General features: G+C 62.7%; 24 protein-coding genes. 6 read left to right on the top strand and 18 right to left on the bottom strand.

The features are described from left to right. Positions 1-45: 45 nt before the first annotated feature. Positions 46-1,266, bottom strand: a complete 1,221-nt coding sequence (locus USDA257_RS02015) for a hypothetical protein (RefSeq protein WP_014761201.1) — start codon at positions 1,264-1,266, stop codon at positions 46-48. A 91-nt stretch (positions 1,267-1,357) separates the two neighbouring features. Here USDA257_RS02015 and USDA257_RS02010 point away from each other — a divergent pair, with 91 nt between their 5' ends. Both USDA257_RS02010 and USDA257_RS02005 read left to right on the top strand, forming a co-directional pair. Then, positions 1,358-2,155, top strand: a complete 798-nt coding sequence (locus USDA257_RS02010) for a DUF899 domain-containing protein (RefSeq protein ID WP_014761200.1) — start codon at positions 1,358-1,360, stop codon at positions 2,153-2,155. Between the two features lie 7 nt (positions 2,156-2,162). Continuing rightward, entirely contained in the window at positions 2,163-2,471 is a 309-nt protein-coding gene (locus USDA257_RS02005; protein ID WP_014761199.1) for a hypothetical protein, read from the top strand. Positions 2,472-2,620: 149 nt separating this feature from the next. On the opposite strand, the gene USDA257_RS02000 is transcribed toward USDA257_RS02005, so the two are convergent. The 3 genes from USDA257_RS02000 to USDA257_RS01985 form a co-directional block, all read right to left on the bottom strand. Continuing rightward, positions 2,621-5,578: a calcium-binding protein gene (locus USDA257_RS02000; RefSeq protein WP_041413826.1), complete on the bottom strand. Its 2,958-nt coding sequence runs from the start codon at positions 5,576-5,578 to the stop codon at positions 2,621-2,623. Between the two features lie 320 nt (positions 5,579-5,898). Further along, a complete protein-coding gene (locus tag USDA257_RS01990) occupies positions 5,899-6,264 on the bottom strand; it encodes a hypothetical protein (protein ID WP_014761197.1) in 366 nt (121 codons plus the stop codon). A 215-nt stretch (positions 6,265-6,479) separates the two neighbouring features. Then, on the bottom strand, positions 6,480-7,625 hold the full coding sequence (locus USDA257_RS01985; RefSeq protein ID WP_014761196.1) for a fumarylacetoacetate hydrolase family protein: 1,146 nt from the start codon (positions 7,623-7,625) through the stop codon (positions 6,480-6,482). A gap of 282 nt (positions 7,626-7,907) precedes the next feature. Here USDA257_RS01985 and USDA257_RS01980 point away from each other — a divergent pair, with 282 nt between their 5' ends. Next, on the top strand, positions 7,908-8,300 hold the full coding sequence (locus USDA257_RS01980; protein ID WP_041413821.1) for a hypothetical protein: 393 nt from the start codon (positions 7,908-7,910) through the stop codon (positions 8,298-8,300). A 118-nt stretch (positions 8,301-8,418) separates the two neighbouring features. Beyond that, complete coding sequence (locus USDA257_RS01975) at positions 8,419-8,979, top strand: MgtC/SapB family protein (RefSeq protein ID WP_041413819.1); 561 nt, start codon at positions 8,419-8,421, stop codon at positions 8,977-8,979. A 353-nt stretch (positions 8,980-9,332) separates the two neighbouring features. Here the strand turns inward: USDA257_RS01975 and USDA257_RS01970 are convergent, their stop codons facing one another. The 6 genes from USDA257_RS01970 to USDA257_RS36705 form a co-directional block, all read right to left on the bottom strand. Then, entirely contained in the window at positions 9,333-10,547 is a 1,215-nt protein-coding gene (locus tag USDA257_RS01970; RefSeq protein WP_080605500.1) for an IS701-like element ISRm31 family transposase, read from the bottom strand. A 67-nt stretch (positions 10,548-10,614) separates the two neighbouring features. Beyond that, a protein-coding gene (locus USDA257_RS01965) for an IS5 family transposase (RefSeq protein WP_086017989.1) occupies positions 10,615-11,375 on the bottom strand; the annotation gives its coding sequence in 2 pieces (ribosomal slippage) (positions 10,615-11,048 and positions 11,048-11,375; 762 coding nt in all). A gap of 77 nt (positions 11,376-11,452) precedes the next feature. Continuing rightward, positions 11,453-11,698, bottom strand: a complete 246-nt coding sequence (locus USDA257_RS01960) for a hypothetical protein (protein WP_014761191.1) — start codon at positions 11,696-11,698, stop codon at positions 11,453-11,455. 153 nt (positions 11,699-11,851) lie between these two features. Further along, the gene (locus USDA257_RS01955; protein WP_014761190.1) at positions 11,852-13,105 is read right to left on the bottom strand and encodes an NAD(P)/FAD-dependent oxidoreductase; all 1,254 of its coding nucleotides are present in this window, start codon (positions 13,103-13,105) and stop codon (positions 11,852-11,854) included. A 270-nt stretch (positions 13,106-13,375) separates the two neighbouring features. Next, entirely contained in the window at positions 13,376-13,540 is a 165-nt protein-coding gene (locus USDA257_RS33365) for a DUF1328 domain-containing protein (RefSeq protein WP_014761188.1), read from the bottom strand. 100 nt (positions 13,541-13,640) lie between these two features. Further along, positions 13,641-13,952, bottom strand: coding sequence for a hypothetical protein (locus USDA257_RS36705; protein ID WP_041413816.1), 312 nt, complete (start codon positions 13,950-13,952; stop codon positions 13,641-13,643). A 321-nt stretch (positions 13,953-14,273) separates the two neighbouring features. Here USDA257_RS36705 and USDA257_RS01940 point away from each other — a divergent pair, with 321 nt between their 5' ends. Then, on the top strand, positions 14,274-14,525 hold the full coding sequence (locus tag USDA257_RS01940) for a YMGG-like glycine zipper-containing protein (RefSeq protein ID WP_014761185.1): 252 nt from the start codon (positions 14,274-14,276) through the stop codon (positions 14,523-14,525). 99 nt (positions 14,526-14,624) lie between these two features. On the opposite strand, the gene USDA257_RS01935 is transcribed toward USDA257_RS01940, so the two are convergent. Further along, positions 14,625-14,816, bottom strand: coding sequence for a NepR family anti-sigma factor (locus USDA257_RS01935; protein WP_041413814.1), 192 nt, complete (start codon positions 14,814-14,816; stop codon positions 14,625-14,627). A 173-nt stretch (positions 14,817-14,989) separates the two neighbouring features. On the opposite strand from USDA257_RS01935, the gene USDA257_RS01930 reads away from it, so the two are divergent. Then, entirely contained in the window at positions 14,990-15,787 is a 798-nt protein-coding gene (locus USDA257_RS01930) for a response regulator (RefSeq protein WP_014761183.1), read from the top strand. 31 nt (positions 15,788-15,818) lie between these two features. Here USDA257_RS01930 and USDA257_RS01925 read toward each other — a convergent pair whose 3' ends face one another. The 7 genes from USDA257_RS01925 to USDA257_RS01900 form a co-directional block, all read right to left on the bottom strand. Then, positions 15,819-16,946: an AI-2E family transporter gene (locus USDA257_RS01925; protein WP_014761182.1), complete on the bottom strand. Its 1,128-nt coding sequence runs from the start codon at positions 16,944-16,946 to the stop codon at positions 15,819-15,821. A gap of 145 nt (positions 16,947-17,091) precedes the next feature. Further along, positions 17,092-17,262, bottom strand: coding sequence for a hypothetical protein (locus USDA257_RS36990; RefSeq protein ID WP_080605498.1), 171 nt, complete (start codon positions 17,260-17,262; stop codon positions 17,092-17,094). A gap of 153 nt (positions 17,263-17,415) precedes the next feature. Continuing rightward, a complete protein-coding gene (locus USDA257_RS01920; protein WP_014761180.1) occupies positions 17,416-17,760 on the bottom strand; it encodes a RidA family protein in 345 nt (114 codons plus the stop codon). 180 nt (positions 17,761-17,940) lie between these two features. After that, positions 17,941-18,768, bottom strand: coding sequence for a dipeptide ABC transporter ATP-binding protein (locus USDA257_RS01915; RefSeq protein ID WP_014761179.1), 828 nt, complete (start codon positions 18,766-18,768; stop codon positions 17,941-17,943). Next, positions 18,765-19,619, bottom strand: a complete 855-nt coding sequence (locus tag USDA257_RS01910; RefSeq protein WP_014761178.1) for an ABC transporter ATP-binding protein — start codon at positions 19,617-19,619, stop codon at positions 18,765-18,767. The genes USDA257_RS01915 and USDA257_RS01910 overlap by 4 nt, the downstream gene beginning before the upstream one ends. Before the next feature lies 1 nt (position 19,620). Next, a complete protein-coding gene (locus USDA257_RS01905; RefSeq protein WP_014761177.1) occupies positions 19,621-20,529 on the bottom strand; it encodes an ABC transporter permease subunit in 909 nt (302 codons plus the stop codon). A 9-nt stretch (positions 20,530-20,538) separates the two neighbouring features. Next, entirely contained in the window at positions 20,539-21,543 is a 1,005-nt protein-coding gene (locus USDA257_RS01900; RefSeq protein ID WP_014761176.1) for an ABC transporter permease subunit, read from the bottom strand. Positions 21,544-21,644 lie beyond the last annotated feature (101 nt).

Here is a 21,644-nt window from a genome sequence, read left to right as displayed (position 1 = left end):
TGATCCCATTCGATCGGTTGCAGGAGGTATTCTGACGCGCCGATCCTAGTCGCCCGGCAGCGGACCGGGGAGTAACAAGACTGTCGGGAATGCCGGCACCGGCGGGGTCATCCAGCGGCGCGCGCGCCCGCGGCCGAACGACTGCACCTTGCCTGCGGCACCAAGCGCTTCCAGCGCCCGCTGTACCGTGCGCGGGCTGGCGCCAAGGGCAATCGCGAGCGCCGAGCTCGACCACGACTCGCCGTCGGCAAGAAAGGCGAGCATCGCCGCATGCTGACCTTCGACGGGCGGTACCAGCACGACGAGCTCGCCTGCCTGGCGCGGCGCCAGCGCGAAGCCGCGCTTCGTTGCGCTCACCTCCGCCAGCTTCCCAAGCTCCGCGCGAAGCCGGCCGATCTCGACGCGCAAGCGGGCACGATGCGATTCATCGGCATGCTTTGCCCGGAAGGCGCGCGCGATGAGGGCGCCCCTCGGCACGTCGCCCGGCCAGGCTTCCGCGAGCGCGCGTGCAAGAGCGAACAAGACAGGCCGTGTCGCGAGCGAGACCACGGTGCCAGTACCCCGAACGACATGGCGGCAGGCGTCCACGACAAGCGCTTGCGATGCGAACAGCATTTCGACCTCCTCGAGCAGGAGGGGGCGTCCCTCTCCCCGCTCGATCAGGCGTGCCGCGGGCGTGTCGAGGAGGAGGGACGCGCTTTCGACTTCCGCCGTCAGCGCGGGGATATTGGCGTGGCGCGCGGCGCGTTCGGCCCGCGCAAGCGCAGCCCGCGCCGTCTTCGTCTGCAGGCGGCGAATTGCGATTCCGGCGACCACCAGCTCATATGCGGCGCGCGAGGCGGGCGGAAGCGGTGCGGGATCGACGTCGGCCAGCGCACGCTCGGCCTCGTCGACCCGGCCGACCAGCAGCAAGCGCCGCACCACGAGATTGCGCGCATGCGCGGCGTTCACCCAGTCGTCATGCTTTTCGAGCGTCGCGCGCGCCATGTCGAGCGCCTTGGAGGGAAAGGAGAGATCGCGCGACACGAGGGCGATTTCGGCCTCGGCGACGACGCACCTTGCGCGGGCCCTCGCCTCTCTCGGACCGAAGCCGCGCGCGGCATTCTTGAGGAGGGTCTTTGCCCGAGCGAGGTCGCCGAGCTGCGCCATGGCGATGCCTCTGAGGGCCAGCGCCGGCGGATCATCGCGCAGGGCGACCCGCTTCAGGGCACCGAGCGGATCACCGCCTGCGAGGGCGCGTGCCGCAGCGGTGATCAGCGAATCCATCGAAATCCCGTCACACTTGTAACTCCCACCGCTTCGACATGCGGCGGTAGTCTATCCGCTGACTTGCAAAGCTGAAAGAAGGAGACCAGCGATGACGGAACACAGGACCGGGACCCGCGAAGAATGGCTCAAGGCACGGCTCCAGCTGCTCGAAGCCGAGAAGGAACTGACGCGGAGAAGCGACGAGCTGGCGCGGCAGCGCCAGGCCTTGCCGTGGGTCAGGATCGACAAGGACTACCGGTTCGAGACCGACGCGGGCAGCGCTTCGCTCAAGGAGCTTTTCCAAGGGCGCTCGCAGCTGCTTGTCTACCATTTCATGTTCGGCCCCGATTACACGGCCGGCTGCCCGTCCTGTTCCTCGATCGCCGATGGCTTCAACGGCATCGTCGTCCATCTCGAAAACCACGATGTCGCCTTTACCGCCGTCTCGCGTGCGCCGCTTGAGAAGCTTACGGCCTACAAGCGGCGGATGGGCTGGAGCTTTCCCTGGGCGTCGTCGAACGACAGCGATTTCAACCGCGACTTTTCCGTTTGGTTCACAGCGGACGAACAGCGTGAGGGCCGGATAGAGTACAACTTCCGCCGCGAGCCGCCCGCGCCCGAACCACTCGCAGGAAAAACCGTACAAGAGTGGCAGTTGCGCGGCAGCGAGGGACCGGTCGCACAGATTGCAGCCATGACCGGAACCGACGTCGCCACCTATACGCGCGACAGGCCGGGCCTCAGCGCCTTCGTGCTCGACGACGGCGTCGTCTACCACAGCTATTCCAGCTATGCGCGCGGGCTGGACGGTATCTGGGGTATGTACCAATGGCTCGACCGAGCCCCGCTGGGGCGCAACGAGAACGGCGTCTGGTGGCGCCGAAACGACGAATATGGTCAAGGCTGACATCGCAATGTTGCGCCCTTCCGACAGCTCGACAAGGTCGCCGTCCGCCGATCACGGACCGGGCGGCGCCTCGGACGGCAACACCGCTGCGTTCGGCGCGACCGACTGGCTGTCCTTCGCTGCAGCGCCGACCTTTGCAACCATGGCGCTGCTTACCGGCGTTCTCGGCGGCCCGCCGGACATGCTCTGCTCGTCCGCCGGCGATGCATCCGCGATAACCGGCATGGTCCCGATGTACGGGCTGATGAGCGCCTTCCATTCGGCGCCCTGGCTGAGGCTGATCTCAGGCCGGCGAAGCGACGCACACCGATCTTGATTCGCCGAACCTTGCATTCATGCGTTGCTTACCAGCGTACTCTGCCGCCCCTCCGGTCGACGGCGGTTGCCCGCGACTCATGAAAGGGTTCAGAACTTTTCGATGATGAGGGGCCGTCGAGCTAAGGCCGGCGGCCCCTCAGCGAGTGTCTAGATCAAAAGGAAGTCGGTGGCGGCGAGGGACGTGACCTTGTCCAGCGTCACCATGAGCACGGCGTCGGCCTCGTTGCCGGTACCGTCGGCGTCATACCAGAGGCGACCGTTGTCCCTTTCGAAGAAGAACTGGGCTGCCGTACCCGTCGGCTTCAGGTCGTTGCCGGAGTAGAGCACGAGATTGGAGAAGTGGAATACGCCCTTATCGATGACGAGCTTGTCCTCGCCGCGCTTGAAGTCGGTGATCTGGTCACCGGAGCCGATCGCCTCACCCGAGCCATAGATGAACTTGTCCGCGCCCGCTCCGCCGGTCAGGAGGTCGCCATGGCCGCCGCCTTCAATGGTGTCGTTGCCGGCGCGGCCGTCGAGCCTGTCGTCGCCAAGCCCGCCTTTCAGCGTGTTGGCGACACCGTTGCCGAGGATCGTATCGTCGCTCGTCCGACCGACCACGTTCTCGATGCTCGATAGCGACAGGCCGGAGGCGACCCCGCCGTTCTTCGCATTGTTCTCCAGGTCGACGATGACCGACTGGTCAGAGACTATGTCAAAGTCGAGCGTGTCGACGCCGGAGCCGCCGGAGAAATAGTCGGTGCCGGTTTCATCGCTGAAGCGGGTGAACTCGTCGTTGCCCGCATCGCCGTAGAGCTTGTCGTTACCTCTCCCGTCAACCAGGATGTCGTTTCCGCCGCCACCCTTGAAGGTGTCGTTTCCGGCTCCGCCGTCGAGATAGTCGTCATACGCGCTGCCGGTCACGGTGTCCTTGCCGGAGCCGCCTATGTAATCAACCGCCTCCATGCCGTTGACGGACGTATTGGCGTTCACCTTCACAAGGCCGTTTCCGAAGGCAAAGGACACATCGAACGTCTCTTCCGCGAGGTCGATGATGACCCGGTCCGCGCCATCGCCGCCCGAGGCATAGTCACCAGCATTCATGAACAGAAGGTCGTTGCCTTTCTCGCCGTAAAGTTGATCGGCACTGGTGTCCTTGATGCCGCCGCTGCCGTAGATCGTGTCGTCCCCGTCACCGCCGTAGAGTTTGTCCGCGCCCGTCCAGCCGGTGAGGTCGTCGGCGCCGCCAAGGCCCTTGAGCGTGTCGTTGCCGCCGCTGCCGTTCAGATCGTCGTCGAGACCGCCGGCCGTCAGCGTGTCGTTACCCTGACCGGAAGTGATGTGGACGCGCTCGAAGTTCTTCGCCGTGATGTCGCCGTTGGCCATCGTCGCATTGGCGGAAAGCGCGAAGGAGAGATTCTTCGTGCTGTCGTAGCGGCTGATCCAGAGCGTATCGGTGCCGATGCCTCCATCGACGGAGAAGCGCCCCGCCGTGGAACCGCCGGCATTGTTGACGGTCACGATGTCATTGCCCGCGCCTCCCAGGATCGTCGTCAGCCCCGTACCGGATTCGGTGTCGGCGGTGATATGGTCGTTCCCGTTACCGCCGTCGAGCTTGTTGGTGCCGCCGCCATTGTCGCCGATGCGGTCGTCGCCGTCGCCGCCCTTCACGGTATCGTTGCCGCTGGTGCTGTAGAACTGGTCGTTGCCCTTGCCGCCGGTGAGCGTGTTGTTGCCGCTGCCGGCGTCGAAGTCGACATGGCCCGCAGTTCCGGCCGAGAGCACATCGTTGCCACTGCCCGTTTCAATGCTGAAGCTTTCGCCATCGGTCACGACGGTGCCGTCGGAGAGCTTTGCGACGGCGCCGGAGACGCTGAAGGTCAGGCCGCTGGTGCTGTCGGAACGATCGATCCAGATGGTGTCATAGCCGGTGCCGCCCTTGATCGTGTCCTTGCCGCCGCTGCCGACGATCAGGAGATCGTTGCCGTCACCACCATCGAGGACGTCGCTGCCGAGGCCGCCATTCAGATGATCGTTGCCGCCGAGGCCTATGAGCGTGTCATTGCCGGAGTTTCCGGAGAGCGTATCGGCGCCGGTCCAGCCAGTGAACCTGTCGGCCGTCTCCGAACCGCTGATCCTGTAGGTCTCGAAGTTGACGATCGTGGTGCCGTTGGAAAGCGTCTGCTTGGTCGAGGAGGACTTGGCGGCGAAGGTTCCGGAAAGGCCGCTCAGTACGACCTCATCGTAGCCGACGCCGCCGTCGAGTACGTCCTTGCCGTCACCGGCCCAGCTTTCCATGTTGTGCCGAATCGTATCGTTGCCCGCTCCGCCGAGGACCGTGTCATTGTCGCCGTCGCCGGCAAGATAGTCGTCCTCGGAGCCGCCGTCGATGACATCGCGGCCGCCGCCGCCAGATATAGTGTCGGTGCCGCTCTCGCCCTTGATGTTGTCATTGCCGTGATGGCCGTAAAGGTAATCGCCGCCGGCGCCGCCGAGCAAAGTGTCGTTGCCATCGTCGGCAGAGAGCCAGTCGATTCCGTAACCACCGGAGAGGTAGTCGTCACCGGCACCGCCCAATACGGAATCATTGCCGTTGCCGCCATAAATCCTGTCGTTGCCGTCCTCTCCCTCGAGCCAGTCCTTGCCGAGGCCGCCGTTCAGAACGTCATCGCCGGCTCCGCTCTCGAACCAGTCGTCCCAGCGCCCGCCGGTGAACGTGTCGGCGAAATTGCTGCCCTCAAGTTCGAAGCGCTCGACGTTGACGATGGTGGCGCCGAGAACCGATTTCGAGACAATCGGGTCGAAGGCAGCAAAGGAGACCCCTTTGCTCGAACCGCTGAAATCGATTCCGAGTATGTCGAAGCCGAGACCGCCGTCGATCTTGTCGCCAAGCAGGCCCGCGGCGCTCCGGTTAAGAATTTCGTCGTCGCCAGTGCCGGCCTTGATCGTGTCGGCGCCAAGACCGCCGTTGATCGTGTCAAGGCCGGAGCCGGTACTGATCGAATTACTGCCCTCGTCGCCATTCACCGTCTGATCGCCGACGCCGGGTATGGTGTAGCCGGCGGCCAACGGATCAAGGGCGAACGTCGCCTGAAGCGGCGCTATGGACTTCACTTTCTTGCTCATGGCTTCCTCAAGTGTTGCATCGCTACGCCGATCTGGCGTGAGCAAATTGCTAATCTGCGAGGGAGCCAGGAGTTGTTCCTTCGGTGACAGGGGTGCAATCGCTAGGTGGTAGCCGCAGGGCGGAGGAGAGCAGACCGGGCGATGGGTGGGCCGCTGACGGAGCAAGAACTCCATCTGCTCCATCGGCTCTCCTGGAAGCTGCCACGAGGTCGCCTCTGGCCGACCTTCGGGCACAATCGCCGAAAGACGCTGGGCAGCGACCTTCGCGTAACGCCTGAACTTTGCAGCGTCGCGTCAACACCCGCGGCCGTTTGGCCCGGTTAGTCCGCCGAATAGAACTGCAACGTAAACACATTGCCCGCGATCTCCTCGGCGAGCTCCGTCGAAAACTCCAGCGGCATGCAGTTCTGCAGCGCCGCCGTCGCGGCGGCGACGAAGGCCTTGCGCTGGTCCGCGTCTCCGGCAACGCGGATCGCCGTCGGCTGCGGCGGGCCCATCAGCGTGCCGTTGCCGCGGAAGCCGAATTTGAGCGTGACGAAGGAATCCCTGATGCCGGCCGGGGGAGTCCAGCACTGGCCGAGTGCAGTGCTGACCTCCTCGACGCTCTGCAACGGTTCCGCCCGCAGCGGATGCGCCGCGACTGCAGCGAAAAGGCTGGCGGCGGCCAACCCGATGACGACTTTCATTTCGACCCTCAGACCCTGAACGAATGATCAATCCAGACGTCCGAGATTGCGACGAACGACGGCCGGATGCAATCCGTCCGATCTCTCCTCCATGTCTTCGCGTCTAGAGCGGGATGAGGAAAAATGTGGGCCGTTTCCGCCCGCATCCCGCTCAACCTTCTTAAGAATCGATCACGTTTATGATTTTTGGTCGAACCAACCAAAATCATCGTGATCTAGAGCAGCCCGCGTTTGGCGAGATTGCGCATCAACGCTGCAGTTCCGAAGGTCCAGGGCGGGCAATCGGTGGCAAGCCGCACCGTGTTGACGAGGCTGCCGAGGGCGGGGCTCGAGATCGTCACCACGTCGCCTATCTTGTGGGTAAAGCCCTGGCCCGGCTCGCCGCGGTCCTCGACCGGCGCGAAGAGGGTTCCCATGAAGAGCATCAGCCCGTCCGGGTACTGGTGATGCGGCCCGATCGTCTGGGCGACAAGATCGAGCGGGTCGCGGCTGATCTCGCGCATCGTGCTCGCCCCCTTCAGGCGAAAGCCGTCAGGGCCCTCGATCAGGAGATCGAGGTCGGCACTACGCACATCGTCGATCGAGTAGGTCTCGTCGAAGAGGCGGATGAAGGGTCCGATCGCACACGAAGCGTTGTTGTCCTTGGCCTTGCCGAGAAGCAGCGCCGATCGCCCCTCGACGTCGCGCAGGTTGACATCGTTGCCGAGCGTCGCACCCTGGGCACGACCGTCGGCGGAGACCGCAACGACGATCTCCGGCTCCGGGTTGTTCCACCGCGAAATCGGATGCAGGCCGACCGCGGCACCCCAGCCGACCGCCGAGAGCGGCTGGGCCTTGGTGAAGACTTCGGCATCCGGGCCGATCCCGACTTCGAGATATTGCGACCAGACGCCCTCCTCGATCAGTGCGGCCTTGACGCCGGCGGCTTCGGGCGAACCGGCCTTCAAGTTTCTGAGGCTGTCGCCGATGATTGCCGTTATCCGCGTGCGGATCGCTTCGGCCCGTGCGGCATCGCCGGCGGCGCGCTCCTCAATGACGCGCTCGATCATCGAGCGAGCGAAGGTGACGCCGCAGGCCTTGATCGCCTGAAGGTCGCAAGGGGCAAGAAGATGGACCTCGTCCCTGCCCCGTTCCGCCTTGACCATAACGGCGTCGACGGACGCAAGGGCTTCTCCAGGGGCAGAACGGACATGGGCGACGGGGTCGGGAAGCTCAAGGAGGTCACGCATCGTCGGCACCGCCTTCGAGGTGATGTCGATCAATTCTCCCGCTCGAACCGTCACCAGGCTCGGCCCCTCGATATCGGCGCGCCACGCACGTCCGACGAACGTGCCGTTTTCATAGGATCCGGTCATTTCCATCCCTCCCCGCTTCTTGCTCTCGCATTCCCGTTCCGTTTTTGCAGTCGAACGGCTTCCCTGTAAAGGACCTTCTACCAGCACAGGTGTGTTCCGGAAGGAGCGCAACGGAACCTTGCAATATTTCGCGCGTTTAATATTCCAGCGCCTCTCCATCTCCCGTGGCGAGGCTCTAAATTATACTTGCTTGGTCGAGCGCCCCTCCTTGAGTCCTCGCTGATTTAGGGAATCATCATCGCCAGATGCTGGCGCCTAGGGACGAAGGCCAGAAAGGATGTGACTGCCATGGACCCACAGGACCAGTTGAAGGATAGACCTCCGGTCGATCCAGTAACCGGACAACCGGCACCGCCCCCAGAAGTGCACGAGGCGCGCGCGGCCCGCAGCACTTGGCCGTTGCTGGTCATTCTGCTTGCCGGTCTCGTGCTTGCGCTGATCGCCTGGCTGCCGGCCGAACTCACCAGAGATGCGGAGGATACTCCGACCTCATCGACGACGACAGAACCCTCGACCGACCAACCGGCGACGAGCGGCGAGGCGACGCCGCCGGCCGGAGGAACATCGGGAACGACGCAGGAGACGGCACCTACCGCGCTGGAAACACAGCCCCAGCCGGCGACCCCGGCACCGGCACCTGAAGGAACGGCACCGCAGCCGCAGACCCCTCCCGCACAGTGACCGGCAAGAGACGATTCGGGCGGGGAGAAGCCTCTCCGCCCTCAAAACCTTGAATTCCGTCGCTCCGACGCGATGTTGCCTTAGGTTTTCAATCCATTCCACCACGATCAGCACGTTCATGGACCAGATTCTTGCCGACATCCTCGTTGGGACGCGCACGCCCTATCCGGTGATATTCGCGCGGTTGTGTGGCGCAATCCTGCTCGGTGCTCTCATCGGTATAGAGCGGGAGAAGCGCCAGCAACCCGCGGGTCTCAGGACGCACATTCTGGTGAGTCTTGCCTCGGCGATCTTCGCCGTGGTCGCCGTCGAAAGCGTGCATATGGCGAGCCTGTCGGGCCCGGAGGTCCGCATCGACCCGATCCGCGTCGTCGAGGCGGTGACCGCAGGGGTCGCCTTCCTCGCCGCCGGCATGATCGTCTTCTCGAAGGGCGAGGTCAAAGGCCTGACGACGGGCGCCGGCATGTGGCTTGCCGGTGCCGTCGGCCTGTCGATCGGCTTCGGCTTTTGGTTGATCGCCGCCTTTGCCGCCATAGCCAGTCTCATCGTCCTCTTCATCCTCGGTCGGATGGAGGTGGCGCTGCAATGGAAGGCGCCCGAAGGAACAGAGGAGAACGGTTCCCGAGAAGCGCGCCACCGCGATGCTGCGCCCACCGGCTCGGAAAACCGAGGCCGGTGACATACTCAACAAAGCGAGAAGTTTGGCCTAGAGCCTTTCCTGGTTAAATGGAAACATTCTGCCGGAGCAGGTTTTCGACAGGGCATAGGCGATTGCCGAGAGTCGTACCCGGACGTACGGCCGAGGCGATCGCCTCTGATCCTGGCGGAAAGATGCCCGGCCCTTCGGGTTGGCTCAATTTAACCAGGAAAGGCTCTAGCATTACAGTTGCATTTTAGTTTTGAGATGAGCTCGTTGAGCGGCCGCCTGATGGGCGCGTCTCCAGCATGACCATGCGATGACGTAAGCGGGGTTAATGCGACGCTGAGCAAGCCTGATGGCGATGCGCCGGACTTCCTGGATAGACCAGCGGATCAAATCCTGATGGTCGGCATCCGCGGTCTTTTTGGGGGCGTCGCGTCATTGGCGCGGTACCGGATCACCGCCATCATGGCGAAGGCAAGCATGACGAGGGAGACGTGGCGATGCCAGCCATGCCATGACCGGGTTTCGTTGTGATCGAGTCCGAGCTCGTTCTTGGCGGTCTCGAAGCTGTCTTCGATCGCCCAGCGATGGCCTTCAACGGAAACGAGCGTCTGGATGTCCGTCCCGGCCGGGCACCATGTGGTGAAGAATGCGAGATCACCGTCGCTGATATTGCGCCGGATCAGCAGGCCACGGGTCCAAAGCCCCGATTTCGTCTCGTTATATTCGTCGGCATCGAGATCGGCGAGTTCGCAGTAGGCCCAGTCATGAAGCCGCGCGCCTTTGGTGCCCTCACCGGCGGAAAGACGCTGCCATGCACTTGGATCGAGATCACGGGCGATCTCCTGCGCTGTGCCGGCGACCGGAGGCTTACCCGACCAGGAGCCGAAATGGTGGTCCGATTTAACCCCAAGAACGTAGCCTTTGCAGGCTCGACGCAGGGTCCCTTCGACGTCCCCGACGCCATAGACCGCATCTGCGGCCACCCATGAAAACGGCACGTCGGCTGCCAGCGCACGCCGTATCATCTCGACAGCCAGGCCTGGCTTGGTAGCGAAGGCTGTAGCCTGAGGAACATGAGCTGCTGCAAGCCTTGCCGGATCGCCAGTCCAGCTCTTGGGCAAGTACAGGGCTCGATCGATAAAGGCATGGCCGCGAACGGACACATAGGCGGCGAACACACCGATCTGGCAGTTCGTTATCTTGCCAGCCGAACCTGTATATTGACGTGCAACACCGCACGATGTCTTGCCCTGCTTGAGGAAGCCCGTCTCGTCGATGACCAGGACCGCATCATCCGTGGCGAGGTTTTCTACGACATACTCTCGCACGATGTCGCGAAGTGCGTCCGCGTCCCAGCGCCCGCGCCCCAGAATGGCTTGTTGCCGCCACGGGCCGGGATCACCGGCCGCCTCAGCACGCATCCAACCTGTCTTACGCCGCTCGTCACCCAGCAAGCCGTCCAGGAAAAGGTTCGCAGAGGCTGCAACTCGCTCCTGCGTAAACAGTCCGCGCATGCGAGCCTTCACGTCGCGCAACGATGATGCCCAAAGCTCAAGCGTCGTCTCGATTGATGCACCTGCCATCCATGACCTCCGAATCATGGAGACCCATAGATTCAGATCATAAATAAATATGCAACTGTGATGCTAGGCTGTGGTGACGATTTAATCATTTGAGCCAGAGCATGATGCTGGCGAGCTTGACGAAGCCGAGGAAGGTTGCTGCGAGCTTATCGTAGCGTGTTGCGATGCGGCGCCACTGCTTGAGTTTGGCGAAGAAGCCCTCAATTCCCCAGCGTTGGCGGTAGGCGATCCGATCATAGCCGTGCTGATGCTTGCGATGACGGCGAGGCGGAATGACCGGCTCGCCGCCCTGATCCAGGATGGCGTCGTGGAGGCTGTCGGCATCGTAGGCGCGGTCGGCGATGACTTGGCCTGAAGCCAGTCCGGCGACAAGGCCGCAGGCTGGCGCCATGTCGTTCTGCTGGCCGGGTCCGATCGCGAAGCGGATCGGCAGGCCGAGTGCATCTACGACGGCGTGGAGCTTGGTGCCGAAGCCGCCGCGCGAGCGCCCGAGAGCCTGGGCTTCAGGTCCCCCCTTTTGCGCCGCGCGCCTGCGGCTTGTGCATTCGCCCGGATGACAGTGGCGTCGATCGCCAGCCATTCGAGATCGGGATCACGGACAATCGCTTCGAACAGGCGGTCAAACACGCCCATCTCGATCCAGCGGTAATAGCGACGCTTGGCCGTCTGATATGGGCCGAATCGCTCTGGAAGATCACGCCAGCGTGCACCGGAACGGGCCATCCATAACAACGCGTCGAAGAAGCGGCGCCCGTCGCTGCGCGGGCCGCGCCTTCCCTTCCGTCCCCCGGGAACGAACGGCTTCACCTTCTCCCACTGATCGTCACGAAGAGCTTCGCCTTCCATCGCTGGCCTCCAAAAGCCAGCGTTGAATCTGATTTGCACCCTGATGGGAATCCCAAATCTTAAATCGTCACTACGGCCTAGTGCGCACCGGCAGTACCGACCGCTTCGCAATGATCAGTCGGCGCCGCTCTTGTCCCGATCGGCCCCCTCTGCCGCAAGACGTGCAGGGCGGCAACGGCCCGAAGCGCCTCCTCGGCCGTCGCAAATCTCCGGCCATCGAGCGGCCAGACGCTGTATTTGACAGCGACAAAACGTAATTGCCCATCGTCGGGCATCAACGCGCCCACGGCCTCGCCGGCGAATTCGATCGTCTGGTTTTTCATGGAATCGGCTCCTCCCTCGCCGCCTGAGTGACGGCGACCGGCTCAACGCAAAGCACAAGCGCACCGAATCCTCGTCTTCAGCCGCGAGGAAAACACCTCTCGGCTGCTTTGGTTCCAGGGGAGTGAAAAAAACGCTCCGGAAACCGAAGGAGCTCAAGCGAGGAAGCGATCCGGCCGGTAAGGCGCAAGGTCGACCACGGTCTTCTCGCCCGTCATCGCTTCGGCAAGCGCCCGACCGGTGACGGGGCCGAGGGTCATGCCGTGATGGGCATGACCGAAGGCGAACCACAGGCCTTCGTGCCTGGGCGCCTTGCCGATGATCGGCATCATGTCGGGCGTGCACGGCCGAGCACCGATCCAGGGTTCCTCGTCGCGCCGTTCGGCGAGCGGGAAGAATTCACGAGCGACGCGCTCGGCACGGGTCAACTGCACGGGAGTTTTCGGGGCGTCGCGCAGCGCGAATTCGGCGCCCGTCGTCAGGCGGATACCGCGCAGCATGGGCGCCAGAAAATATCCCATCTCCTCGTCCAGCACCCAGTTGTTCAACTGAGCACCATCCTTGGTGCCGTAATGCATATGATAGCCGCGTTTGACTGCAAGCGGGAAATGATAGCCGAGCTTGCGCGTCACCGTGTCGGCCCATGGGCCGAGGGCGACCACCACCTCGCGGGTTTCCAGCGGACCTTCCGGCGTCGCGACGCGCCAGCCGGCGCCTTCCAGAATATGCTCGAGCGTTGCAGCGTCGCCCGAGACAAGCCGGCCGCCGAGCGACTGGAAATAGCCGAGATAGGCCTTGTTCAGACTGTGCGGGTCGCGGATCGACCAGGGATCGGTCCAGCGCAAACCGCCGGCCAGCTCAACCTGGATAGAGGGCTCGAGGGTCTTCAACTCACTGGTCGAAAGCTTCTGGTGATTGACGCCGAATCCGGCCGAGAGCTTTTCGGCATCCTTGTAGGCGGCGTCGCGCTCCTTCTCGGTGCGGAACACCTTCATCCAGCCGTCCTTGCGGATAAGCTCGCCGGCGCCGGACGCGTCGATCAGGTCGCTGTGCTCGGCGATGGAATTCTCGATCAGCGGCGCGTAGAGATGGGCGATGCGCTGATGCTGGGTGAAGCCCGAGTGCCACCAGTACCGCGCCAGGAAAGGCACCAGGCTTGGCAGCGCGCGGAAGTGATAGCTGGCATCGATGGTGTTGTTCAGCGCGTAGCGGAAAAGCGCCCCGAAGTCGTGCGGGAAGCCATAGGGGAAAACGCCCTCCCGTTGGATGAGGCCGGCATTGCCGAACGACGTCTCCTCGCCCGCGCCGCGGCGATCGAGAAGCACCACCGATTTGCCGCGCCGCGCCAGGTGAATGGCGCTCGAAATGCCGACGATCCCGGCGCCCAATACCACTACATCAGTTTTCATAGATGATGCCCCGTTCTTTCGCCCGATGAATCGGCGCGTCACTTCTTCAGCTTGCTCATGATCTGCCCCAGGGAAGCCGGCAGCAGGGCCTGATTGGAGTCGACCGGCAGGATGTTCGCATGAATAGCCAAGCGGACGAGAAGGGGCAAGGGAACAGCGCAGGCGCCACGAAAGGGCGAGGCGTCAGGCCCCACCCCATGAAAGAAACAAGGTCTTGGGAAACTGGCGCGGAGCAGAGAGCGATCCGCTCCGCAAGTCAGTGAACACTCGTCACGTTCGCCGGAAGATGCCCATAACGAGCGAGACCACCAGGAAGATCAGGAACAGGAAGAACAGGATCTGGGCAATTCCCGCCGAGGTGCCGGCTATGCCGCCGAAGCCGAGAACGCCGGCTATAATGGCGACCACAAGAAAGATGAGGGCATAGTAGAGCATTTGCTATCTCCTTGCCTTGGAACTGAAATCCAAACGCTCGGCCTTTCGCCTTTGTTCCGGTTTCGTCCCCAACGCCGTTAACCAGGCGGAAACCATGTGTTTAGCGAAACGAAGAAAAATCAATCCGCAATTGCGAGCCGACCCACGACAGCAGGAACCTTCGCCACAGCTTGGCGTTCTCCGGGAAACAGAGTTCCTCAGGTAAGAAATGAAAATCCCTTCGCGACATATACTCAAAACGGTGACAGAGATCCCCCGGCACGCAGCGGATATGCGCAACCATAATCTGCACATCGGCAGAACGCTGCGTGAGCTTGAGATGCACACGGAAGGAAAGAGCAACGAGCGTCTCCAGGCCCTGCTCGAGAACCTGGAACGGACCGAGCGCGGATCCCGTCGCTAGAGCGGTCATTTTCCCGAATGCTGTACAGATGAGATTTCAGCTCCGGCCGGCCCGGGCGGCAACAACCGGGCGTGGCACCCCGAGGTCGCGCGGAACAAAAGGCGGTAATCGGCGTTCTGACAACGATAACGAGCGCCGCAGCGGCGACAGCTACAAGGGAGTCGGGAAATTGCAAGTCTTCGCCGCGCCTATTCTGGTGCTCCCGGCAGACGCCGACTCACCCTGCTTTCTGCAATCGTCCTCGCGATCTTCATTCCGGCCGGTTTCGACCGGACCGTTTCGCCGCCCCGTGCCCATTTTCGATCAACCAACCTCGGATAGGAAAGCACCATGAAGAAGATCCTTCTCGTCGTCAGCGTAATTCTTCCGCTTGCTGCTGCGTGCACGCAAACGGAAAGGGGTGCTGCGATCGGCGCCGCTTCCGGCGGCATCATCGGTGGGGCCATATCGAACGATGTCAGGGGTGCTGCGGTCGGCGCGGCGGTCGGTGGTGTTGCCGGCGCCCTTATCGGCCGTGCGAACGAGCCCGGCTACTGCGTCTACCGCGACCGCTACGGCCGCCGTTACACCGCGCGTTGCTGACAACGACCTCGCGAAAGCGGATTTGCGGCGGTAGCTTCGTCATCATTCCGCGGGGCACGCGGCCCTCCCCGGGCGGGAGGGCCGGAGAATTTCCTTTCGTCAATCGCCTGTTTGCGCCCTCTCGGCCTCGTCGAGGCGCCGGAGGAGGTCGATGAGCTGTTGCGGCACGGGCTCCGACTCGACAGCCTGATAAAGTGCTCTCAACCTGGAAGCGACTACGCCATTCGCATCGCTTTTCCTGGCGCCGGCAGCCAATACGCCTCGCGCGCGCCCGTTGGACTCATCGTTCATTTTTCAATTCCGAATACCGAAGGCTCAAATCCCCCGGCTGTTTTCCATTCGTATATTGCAGTCTGCAAACCGTTTCCTACATTCGGAAGACGCGTGCACTACATTGACGTATCCTGCGTCACGCCACCGCCCATAAGTGCCGACTTTACGCACAATAGTTTAGGAAGGCCTAAATGTCACTTTCCACCAGGATTGCGCCACATCTTCCTTACCTTAGGCGTTACGCCCGCGCCGTCACAGGTTCGCAAGCGGCAGGCGATGCCTATGTCGCCGCCGTCTTGGAAGCGCTGATCGAAGACATCAACCGTTTCCCCTCGGCATCGAGCGACCGGATAAGCGTATACAAGCTTTTCTGTTCGCTCTTCGACAAGCTGAAGGTCGATCGATCCAATCTGACCTCGCCATTCGCCTGGGAGCAGAGGGCCGCCGCCAATCTGTCGCTGATCGCGCCGGCGCCACGACAGGCATTCCTGCTGATCTCAGTCGAAGGTTTTTCTAGCGCCGAGGCCGCTGAAATCATGTCGGTCGACCAGGGCGCGTTTGCCAAACTACTGGCCGGCGCCTCGGAAGAGATTTCGCGCCAGGTGGCCACCGATATCATGATCATCGAAGACGAGCCGCTCATCGCCATGGACATCGAGGACATGGTGACGAGCCTGGGGCATCGGGTCACGGGCATTGCCCGCACGCATCGCGAGGCAATCGATATCTATCGGCAGACTTCGCCCAAGATGATTCTCGCGGATATCCAGCTCGCCGACGGGAGCTCCGGCATCGACGCGGTCAACGACATTCTGACGCAGGCGGCCGTCCCGGTGATCTTCATTACCGCTTTCCCCGAACGGCTGCTGACGGGCAACAAGCCGGAGCCGGCCTTCCTCGTGACCAAGCCTTTCAACCCGGAGATGGTCAAGGCGCTGATCAGCCAGGCGCTGTTCTTCGACGAACAAGCACAGGCGGGAAGTCGCTAGACTAAGACTAAGACTGGAGCCTTTCATGACTTCACCCGGGCAGTTGCGGTTCCGGGGGAACCTCGCGCAGTTGCTCGAAGATGGTCATGGCGATCAGTGACAGCGGCATCGCGAGGATGGCCCCGACCGCCCCCCACATCCATGTCCAAAACAGGATCGCGACGAAGATCAGGAAGGGATTGACTTCGAAGCGCCGTCCGAGGATCGCCGGGAAGACCAGGTTCTCCATGGCCAGATGGATAAGAAAGAAGACGGTCGCCGGCGCGAACGCCAGCACCAGCGCGTCATGGGCCATCAAGCCCCCCACGAGCAGCGACAGCGTCATGAACGTGACCCCGAGATAGGGAATGAAGCTCGAGACAAAGGCGAAGAGCCCCCACAGGGGCGGCATTGGCAGCCCGCCGACCAGGGCGATCATCATGGTGAAGCCGCCCAGCGCCAGATAGATCAGGCTGGCCGTCGAGAAATATCGCGTCAGTCCGTCTTCAAGGGCATTCATGATCCGGATCGCGCTCAGACGGCCCTCGCGGCTCGGAAATGCCAGGATGATGGTGCTGCGCAACTGGACGCGACCGAGCAGGAACAGGACGAGGGCAGCAAGGAAAATCAGCGTCTGGATCAGCGCCGGCGTGACGCTCGCCGCGACCGCGCCGAGGAACGGGCCTGCATTCTTCACAATGACGTCCGCAAAGGCATCGGCGCCGATGCTTCGCGCGAGCGCAATCCGCCCCCACTCGAAACGCTCTATGAAGGGCAGCACGCGTTCCACCACGCCTTCGGCCAGTCTCGGCGCCTCGCGCGCAACCTCGGTGATCGGCCCCAGGAGCGCATTGACGAGCGAAGAGAGGCCGAGCACGAAGAAAAGCGCCAGCAAGAGGCCGCCAAGGATCGGCGGAAGGCCGAAGCGCGCCAGCTCGTCGGCTGCCCTGCCAAGCACGATGCCGACAACGATGGCGAAAGCAATCGGCATCAGGATAGCCGTCATGGCGTAAACGACTGCCGAGCAAGCGACGATGAACAACCCGATGATGCTCCAGGCGACGAGGAGATCCATTCCATCGCGCTTGCGGGCCGCCGCCTTCGTCGCCTCGGCCAAGGCGATTTCCTTTTCGGCGTTGCGCTTGCGGCTACGGACAGCCGCTACACTTTTGGCGTCCATCGATACGCCTCTTCAAGCTGCACTTGCTTCGGCTCCCTCTTTCTTCTCACGCGTGCCATGAACCGCCGGCCACGCGTCTGCAGCGCTAGGCCGACATCAGGAAGCCGTGGGCAGTTCTCCGCCCATGGTTTCGGCGGCCCCGTGATCAATGCTTTTCGGGCGGAAATATGTGGAGCGTCACGGAAAGCAGCCCCAGCCCCACAAGGATTATCAACAACGTGTAGGCAACCTCCTCCGAGGTCCGCGGGAACAGGCCAAAGCCCAGAATCACCCCGGCGATCAGCAGCAAACAAAGCCGCGGCAGCCAATAGACCATGGGCGATTCCTCCACGTGCGGAATGATCCGATAAACGCTTCAAAGAGGGGAATCGTTCCTGCTGTGCCGCACCGGCAACGCGCGGCAAAACGCCGCCGGACTGTTCAGCCGGCGGCGTTCAAATACACACGTTACGTGGCGTGACGTGGCCCCTCAGAGGGCTGCCGTCACGATGACCTCGACAAGGTACTCCGGTGTCGCGAGCTTGGCCTCGCCGGTGGCGCGGGCAGGCGTATGGCCCTGCGGCACCCAGCCATCCCAGACGGAGTTCATCTTGGCGAAGTCCGCCATGTCAGCGAGCCAGACGGTGGCGGAGAGGATGCGCGTCTTGTCGGTTCCGGCGAGCGCCAGCAGGCGATCCACTTCGGCGAGCGCCTGCTTGGTCTGAGTGACGACATCGTCTCCAGCGTTGCCCACCTGGCCGGCCAGATAGACCGTGTTGTTGTAGACCACGGCCTGGCTCATCCGCGGACCGGTTTCAAAGCGCTTGATTTCCATATTGGTCATCCTGGTGTTGGGCCGAACAAGGAATTGCCGGCCAGTTCGGCTGCCCGCCGCCAAGGCCAGAATACAGTAGCGGCGCAGATGCTCTACACGATCAGGATGAGAACGCCAACAAGCCGCACTCGCGTAGGAGACGCGAATTGCTGGATTTTCTACCGATCCGTTTGGAGCCGCTCAAGCGGCATTCTTCCGGGCGAGCCGCGCCCTGATACTCTCCACATCCGCCCGCGGCGTGGCCGCAAACAGCGTCTTCGTGTAGCTGTGCTGCGGATTGGAAAACACCTCGTCGCGGCTGCCATATTCGACGGCCTCGCCGTAATACATTACCATCACGTCGTCGGCGATGTAGCGTACCACCGAGAGGTCGTGGCTGATGAAGACATAGGTGAGCTTGAACTCGTCCTGCAGGTCGGCAAGCAGGTTCAGGACCTGCGCCTGAACGGAGAGATCGAGCGCCGAGACGGGCTCGTCCAGCACCAGCAGCTTGGGATTGAGCATCAGGGCGCGGGCGATGGCGATGCGCTGCCGCTGGCCGCCGGAGAACATGTGCGGATAGCGGTTATAATGCTTCTCCTCGAGGCCGACCTTCTTGAGCATCGTCATCGCCAGCTCGCGGCGCTCGCCGGCGGGAACCTTGGTGTTGATGACGAGCGGTTCGGCAAGGATGTCGCCGATCTTCTGGCGCGGATTGAGGGAACCATAGGGGTTCTGAAAGACAATCTGCACCTTGCGGCGCATCTCAGACGTCAGGCCGTCCCTGGCGATATCCACCTTCTTGCCGTCGATCAGCAGCTCTCCCGCGGTGGCCGGGTCGATAAGCGTGATGATGCGTCCGAGGGTCGACTTGCCGCAGCCGCTTTCGCCGACGATCGCCAGCGTCTTCCCCTCGTCGACGGTGAAGCTGACGCCCTTCAACGCGTGGACGGTGCGCGCCTTGCGAAACAGACTGCCCGGGATGTGATAGTCGCGCACCAGGTTACGGGCTTCGAGAACGTGCGTCATCGAGCGGCTCCCTCGAGCGTCTGCTGTTCATTGAAAAGTTCGGAGATCGTCGGCAACCGATCCCCGGTGGCGTTTTCCGGGAGGGCGGCGAGAAGCGCGCGCGTGTAGTTGCTCTTCGGCGCCGCGAACAGCGACAGCACATCCGCCTCCTCGATCTTGCGGCCCTTGTACTGGACGACGACGCGATCGGCCGTTTCCGCGACGACACCCATATTGTGGGTGATCATGATCAAGCCCATGCGGTATTCCTGCTGCAGCTTCATCAGAAGGTCGAGAATCTGCTTCTGGATCGTGACGTCGAGCGCTGTCGTCGGCTCGTCGGCGATGAGGAGCTTCGGATTGCAGGCAAGGGCAATCGCGATCATCACGCGCTGGCACTGCCCGCCCGACATCTGGTGAGGAAAATGCCCGAGGCGCTCGGCGGGATCGGGAATGCCGACGGCCTCGAAGAGCTCGATGGCGCGCTTGCGCCGCGCCGCCCGATCGAGGCCCATATGGATACGTAGCACTTCCTCGATCTGGAAGCCGACCGTAAAGCACGGATTGAGGCTTGCGATCGGCTCCTGGAAGATCATCGCGATGTCCTTTCCGACGATCTTGCGGCGCTCGGCCGACGGCATTTTCAGGAGATCCCGCCCGTTGAAGGCGAGCTTGTCGGCCGTCACCTTCGCGGTCCAGGGCAGGAGCCCCATCGCCGCCAGCATGGACACGGACTTGCCCGAGCCGGATTCCCCGACGATCGCCAGAACCTCGCCCTCATGGACCTTGAGCGAGACGCCGTCGACGGCCCGGAATGGCCCGGTTGCCGTCTGGAATTCGACGACGAGATTTTCGATTTCGAGAAGCGCCATGTCAGGACCTCTTCAGCTTGGGGTCGAGAGCATCACGCAGGCCATCGCCCATCAGATTGATCGCCAGCACCGTCACGAGGATTGCGAGGCCGGGGAGCGTGACGACCCACCAGGCACGCAGAATGAACTCGCGGGCTTCCGCCAGCATCGTGCCCCATTCCGGCGTCGGCGGCTGTGCGCCCATGCCGAGGAAGCCGAGCGCCGCGGCGTCGAGAATGGCGCTCGAAAAGGAGAGTGTCGCCTGGACGATCAGCGGTGCCATGCAATTCGGCAGGATGGTTTTGAACATCAGCCTCAGGTGCCCCGCTCCGGCCACCTTCGCCGCGACAACGTAATCCCTGGTCTTCTCGGTCATCACGGCCGCTCGCGTCAGGCGAACGAAGTGGGGCTGGAAAACGAGAGCGATCGCGATCATCGCATTGGTGAGGCCCGGCCCGAGCACTGCCACCAGAACGAGCGCGAGTAGCAGCGACGGAAAGGCCAGAATGATGTCCATGATCCGCATGATGACGGTGTCCACCCATCCGCGGAAATAACCGGCGATGACGCCGACAAGGATGCCGCCCGTCAGCGACAATGTGGTCACGATAACGCCGACGAACAGCGAAAAGCGCGTGCCGTAGATGAGACGGGAGAGCATGTCGCGGCCGACGGCGTCCGTTCCGAGAAGGAACGCGGCGCGGCCGCCCTCCTGCCAGAAGGGCGGAAGCAGAACGGATTCGCGGTACTGGATGGTCGGATCATGCGGTGCGACGAGCGGAGCGCACAGGGCGAGCACCACCAGAAACAGAAAGAACATCAGGCCTATGACGGCGCCGCGGTTCTCCGAAAAATAGTACCAGAATTCGGCGAGACGCGCCCGGCGAGACGGATCGGTCGATATGGGGCTTGTTGCGGTAATTTCGGTCATATCGCCTCCTCAATGCCGGATGCGGGGGTTGATCAGCCCATACAGCAAATCAACGGCAAGGTTCACCAGCATGATGACAGCGGCGATGATCAGCAGCCCGCCCTGAATGACGGCGTAGTCGCGCCGGAACACTGAATCGACCATCCACTTGCCGATGCCCGGCCAGGAGAAGATGCTTTCCGTCAGGATGGCGCCAGCCAGCATCACACCGATCTGCAGGCCGATGGTGGTCACGACCGGAATCAGCGCATTGCGCAAGGCATGGATGCCAACCACCCGGAAGGTGGGAAGGCCCTTGGCGCGGGCGGTGCGAACGTAGTCTTCCGAAAGCACCTCCAGCATCGCCGAACGGGTCTGGCGCGCGATGACGGCGAGCGGAATGGTGCCGAGCACGATCGTCGGCAGGACCAGATGACTGAAGGCCGACTGGAACGCCCCCTCCTGCCCCGACAAAAGGGAATCGACCAACATGAAACCGGTGACCGAAGGAAAGAAGAACATCAGCGAAATACGCCCGGACACCGGAGTCCACTGCAACATGCCGGAGACGACGATGATCAGCAGGAGGCCCCACCAGAAGATCGGCATCGAAAAGCCGACCAGCGCGGTGCCCATGATCAACTGGTCCAGGATGGAGCCCCGCTTGATTGCCGCAATCACGCCGGCCGGAATACCGAGGACGACGGCGAAGATGATGGCGCAGAGCGAGAGCTCGACGGTTGCCGGGAAGAGCTCCAGGAATTGGTCGATCACCGGCTTCTTGGTGACGATCGACACCCCGAAATCGCCGCGAAGCACACCCCAGAGGTAATCCAGGTACTGCATGACGATGGGGCGATCGAAGCCCAATTGGTGAGAGATTTCGGCGTGCCGCTCCGGCGACATCACCCGTTCGCCGGAAAGCAGCGCCACGGGATCGCCCGGAAGCAGGCGGATGAAGGAGAAGGCAATGATCGAGACCCCGATAAAGGTCGGGATCAGCACTGCCAAGCGCCCCAGCAAGAATCGAAACATTGTCAAACCTCATGCCATAATCGCTGCGGCCGCGCTGCTGCAGCATTGGCAAAAAGGAAGAGGGGCGCTCGCCCCACGGCAAACGCCCCTTCGGGTCAGTC

The sequence above is a fragment of the Sinorhizobium fredii USDA 257 genome, from assembly GCF_000265205.3.
GTDB lineage: Bacteria > Pseudomonadota > Alphaproteobacteria > Rhizobiales > Rhizobiaceae > Sinorhizobium > Sinorhizobium fredii_B.
This window is presented reverse-complemented; position numbering and strand designations above follow the sequence as displayed.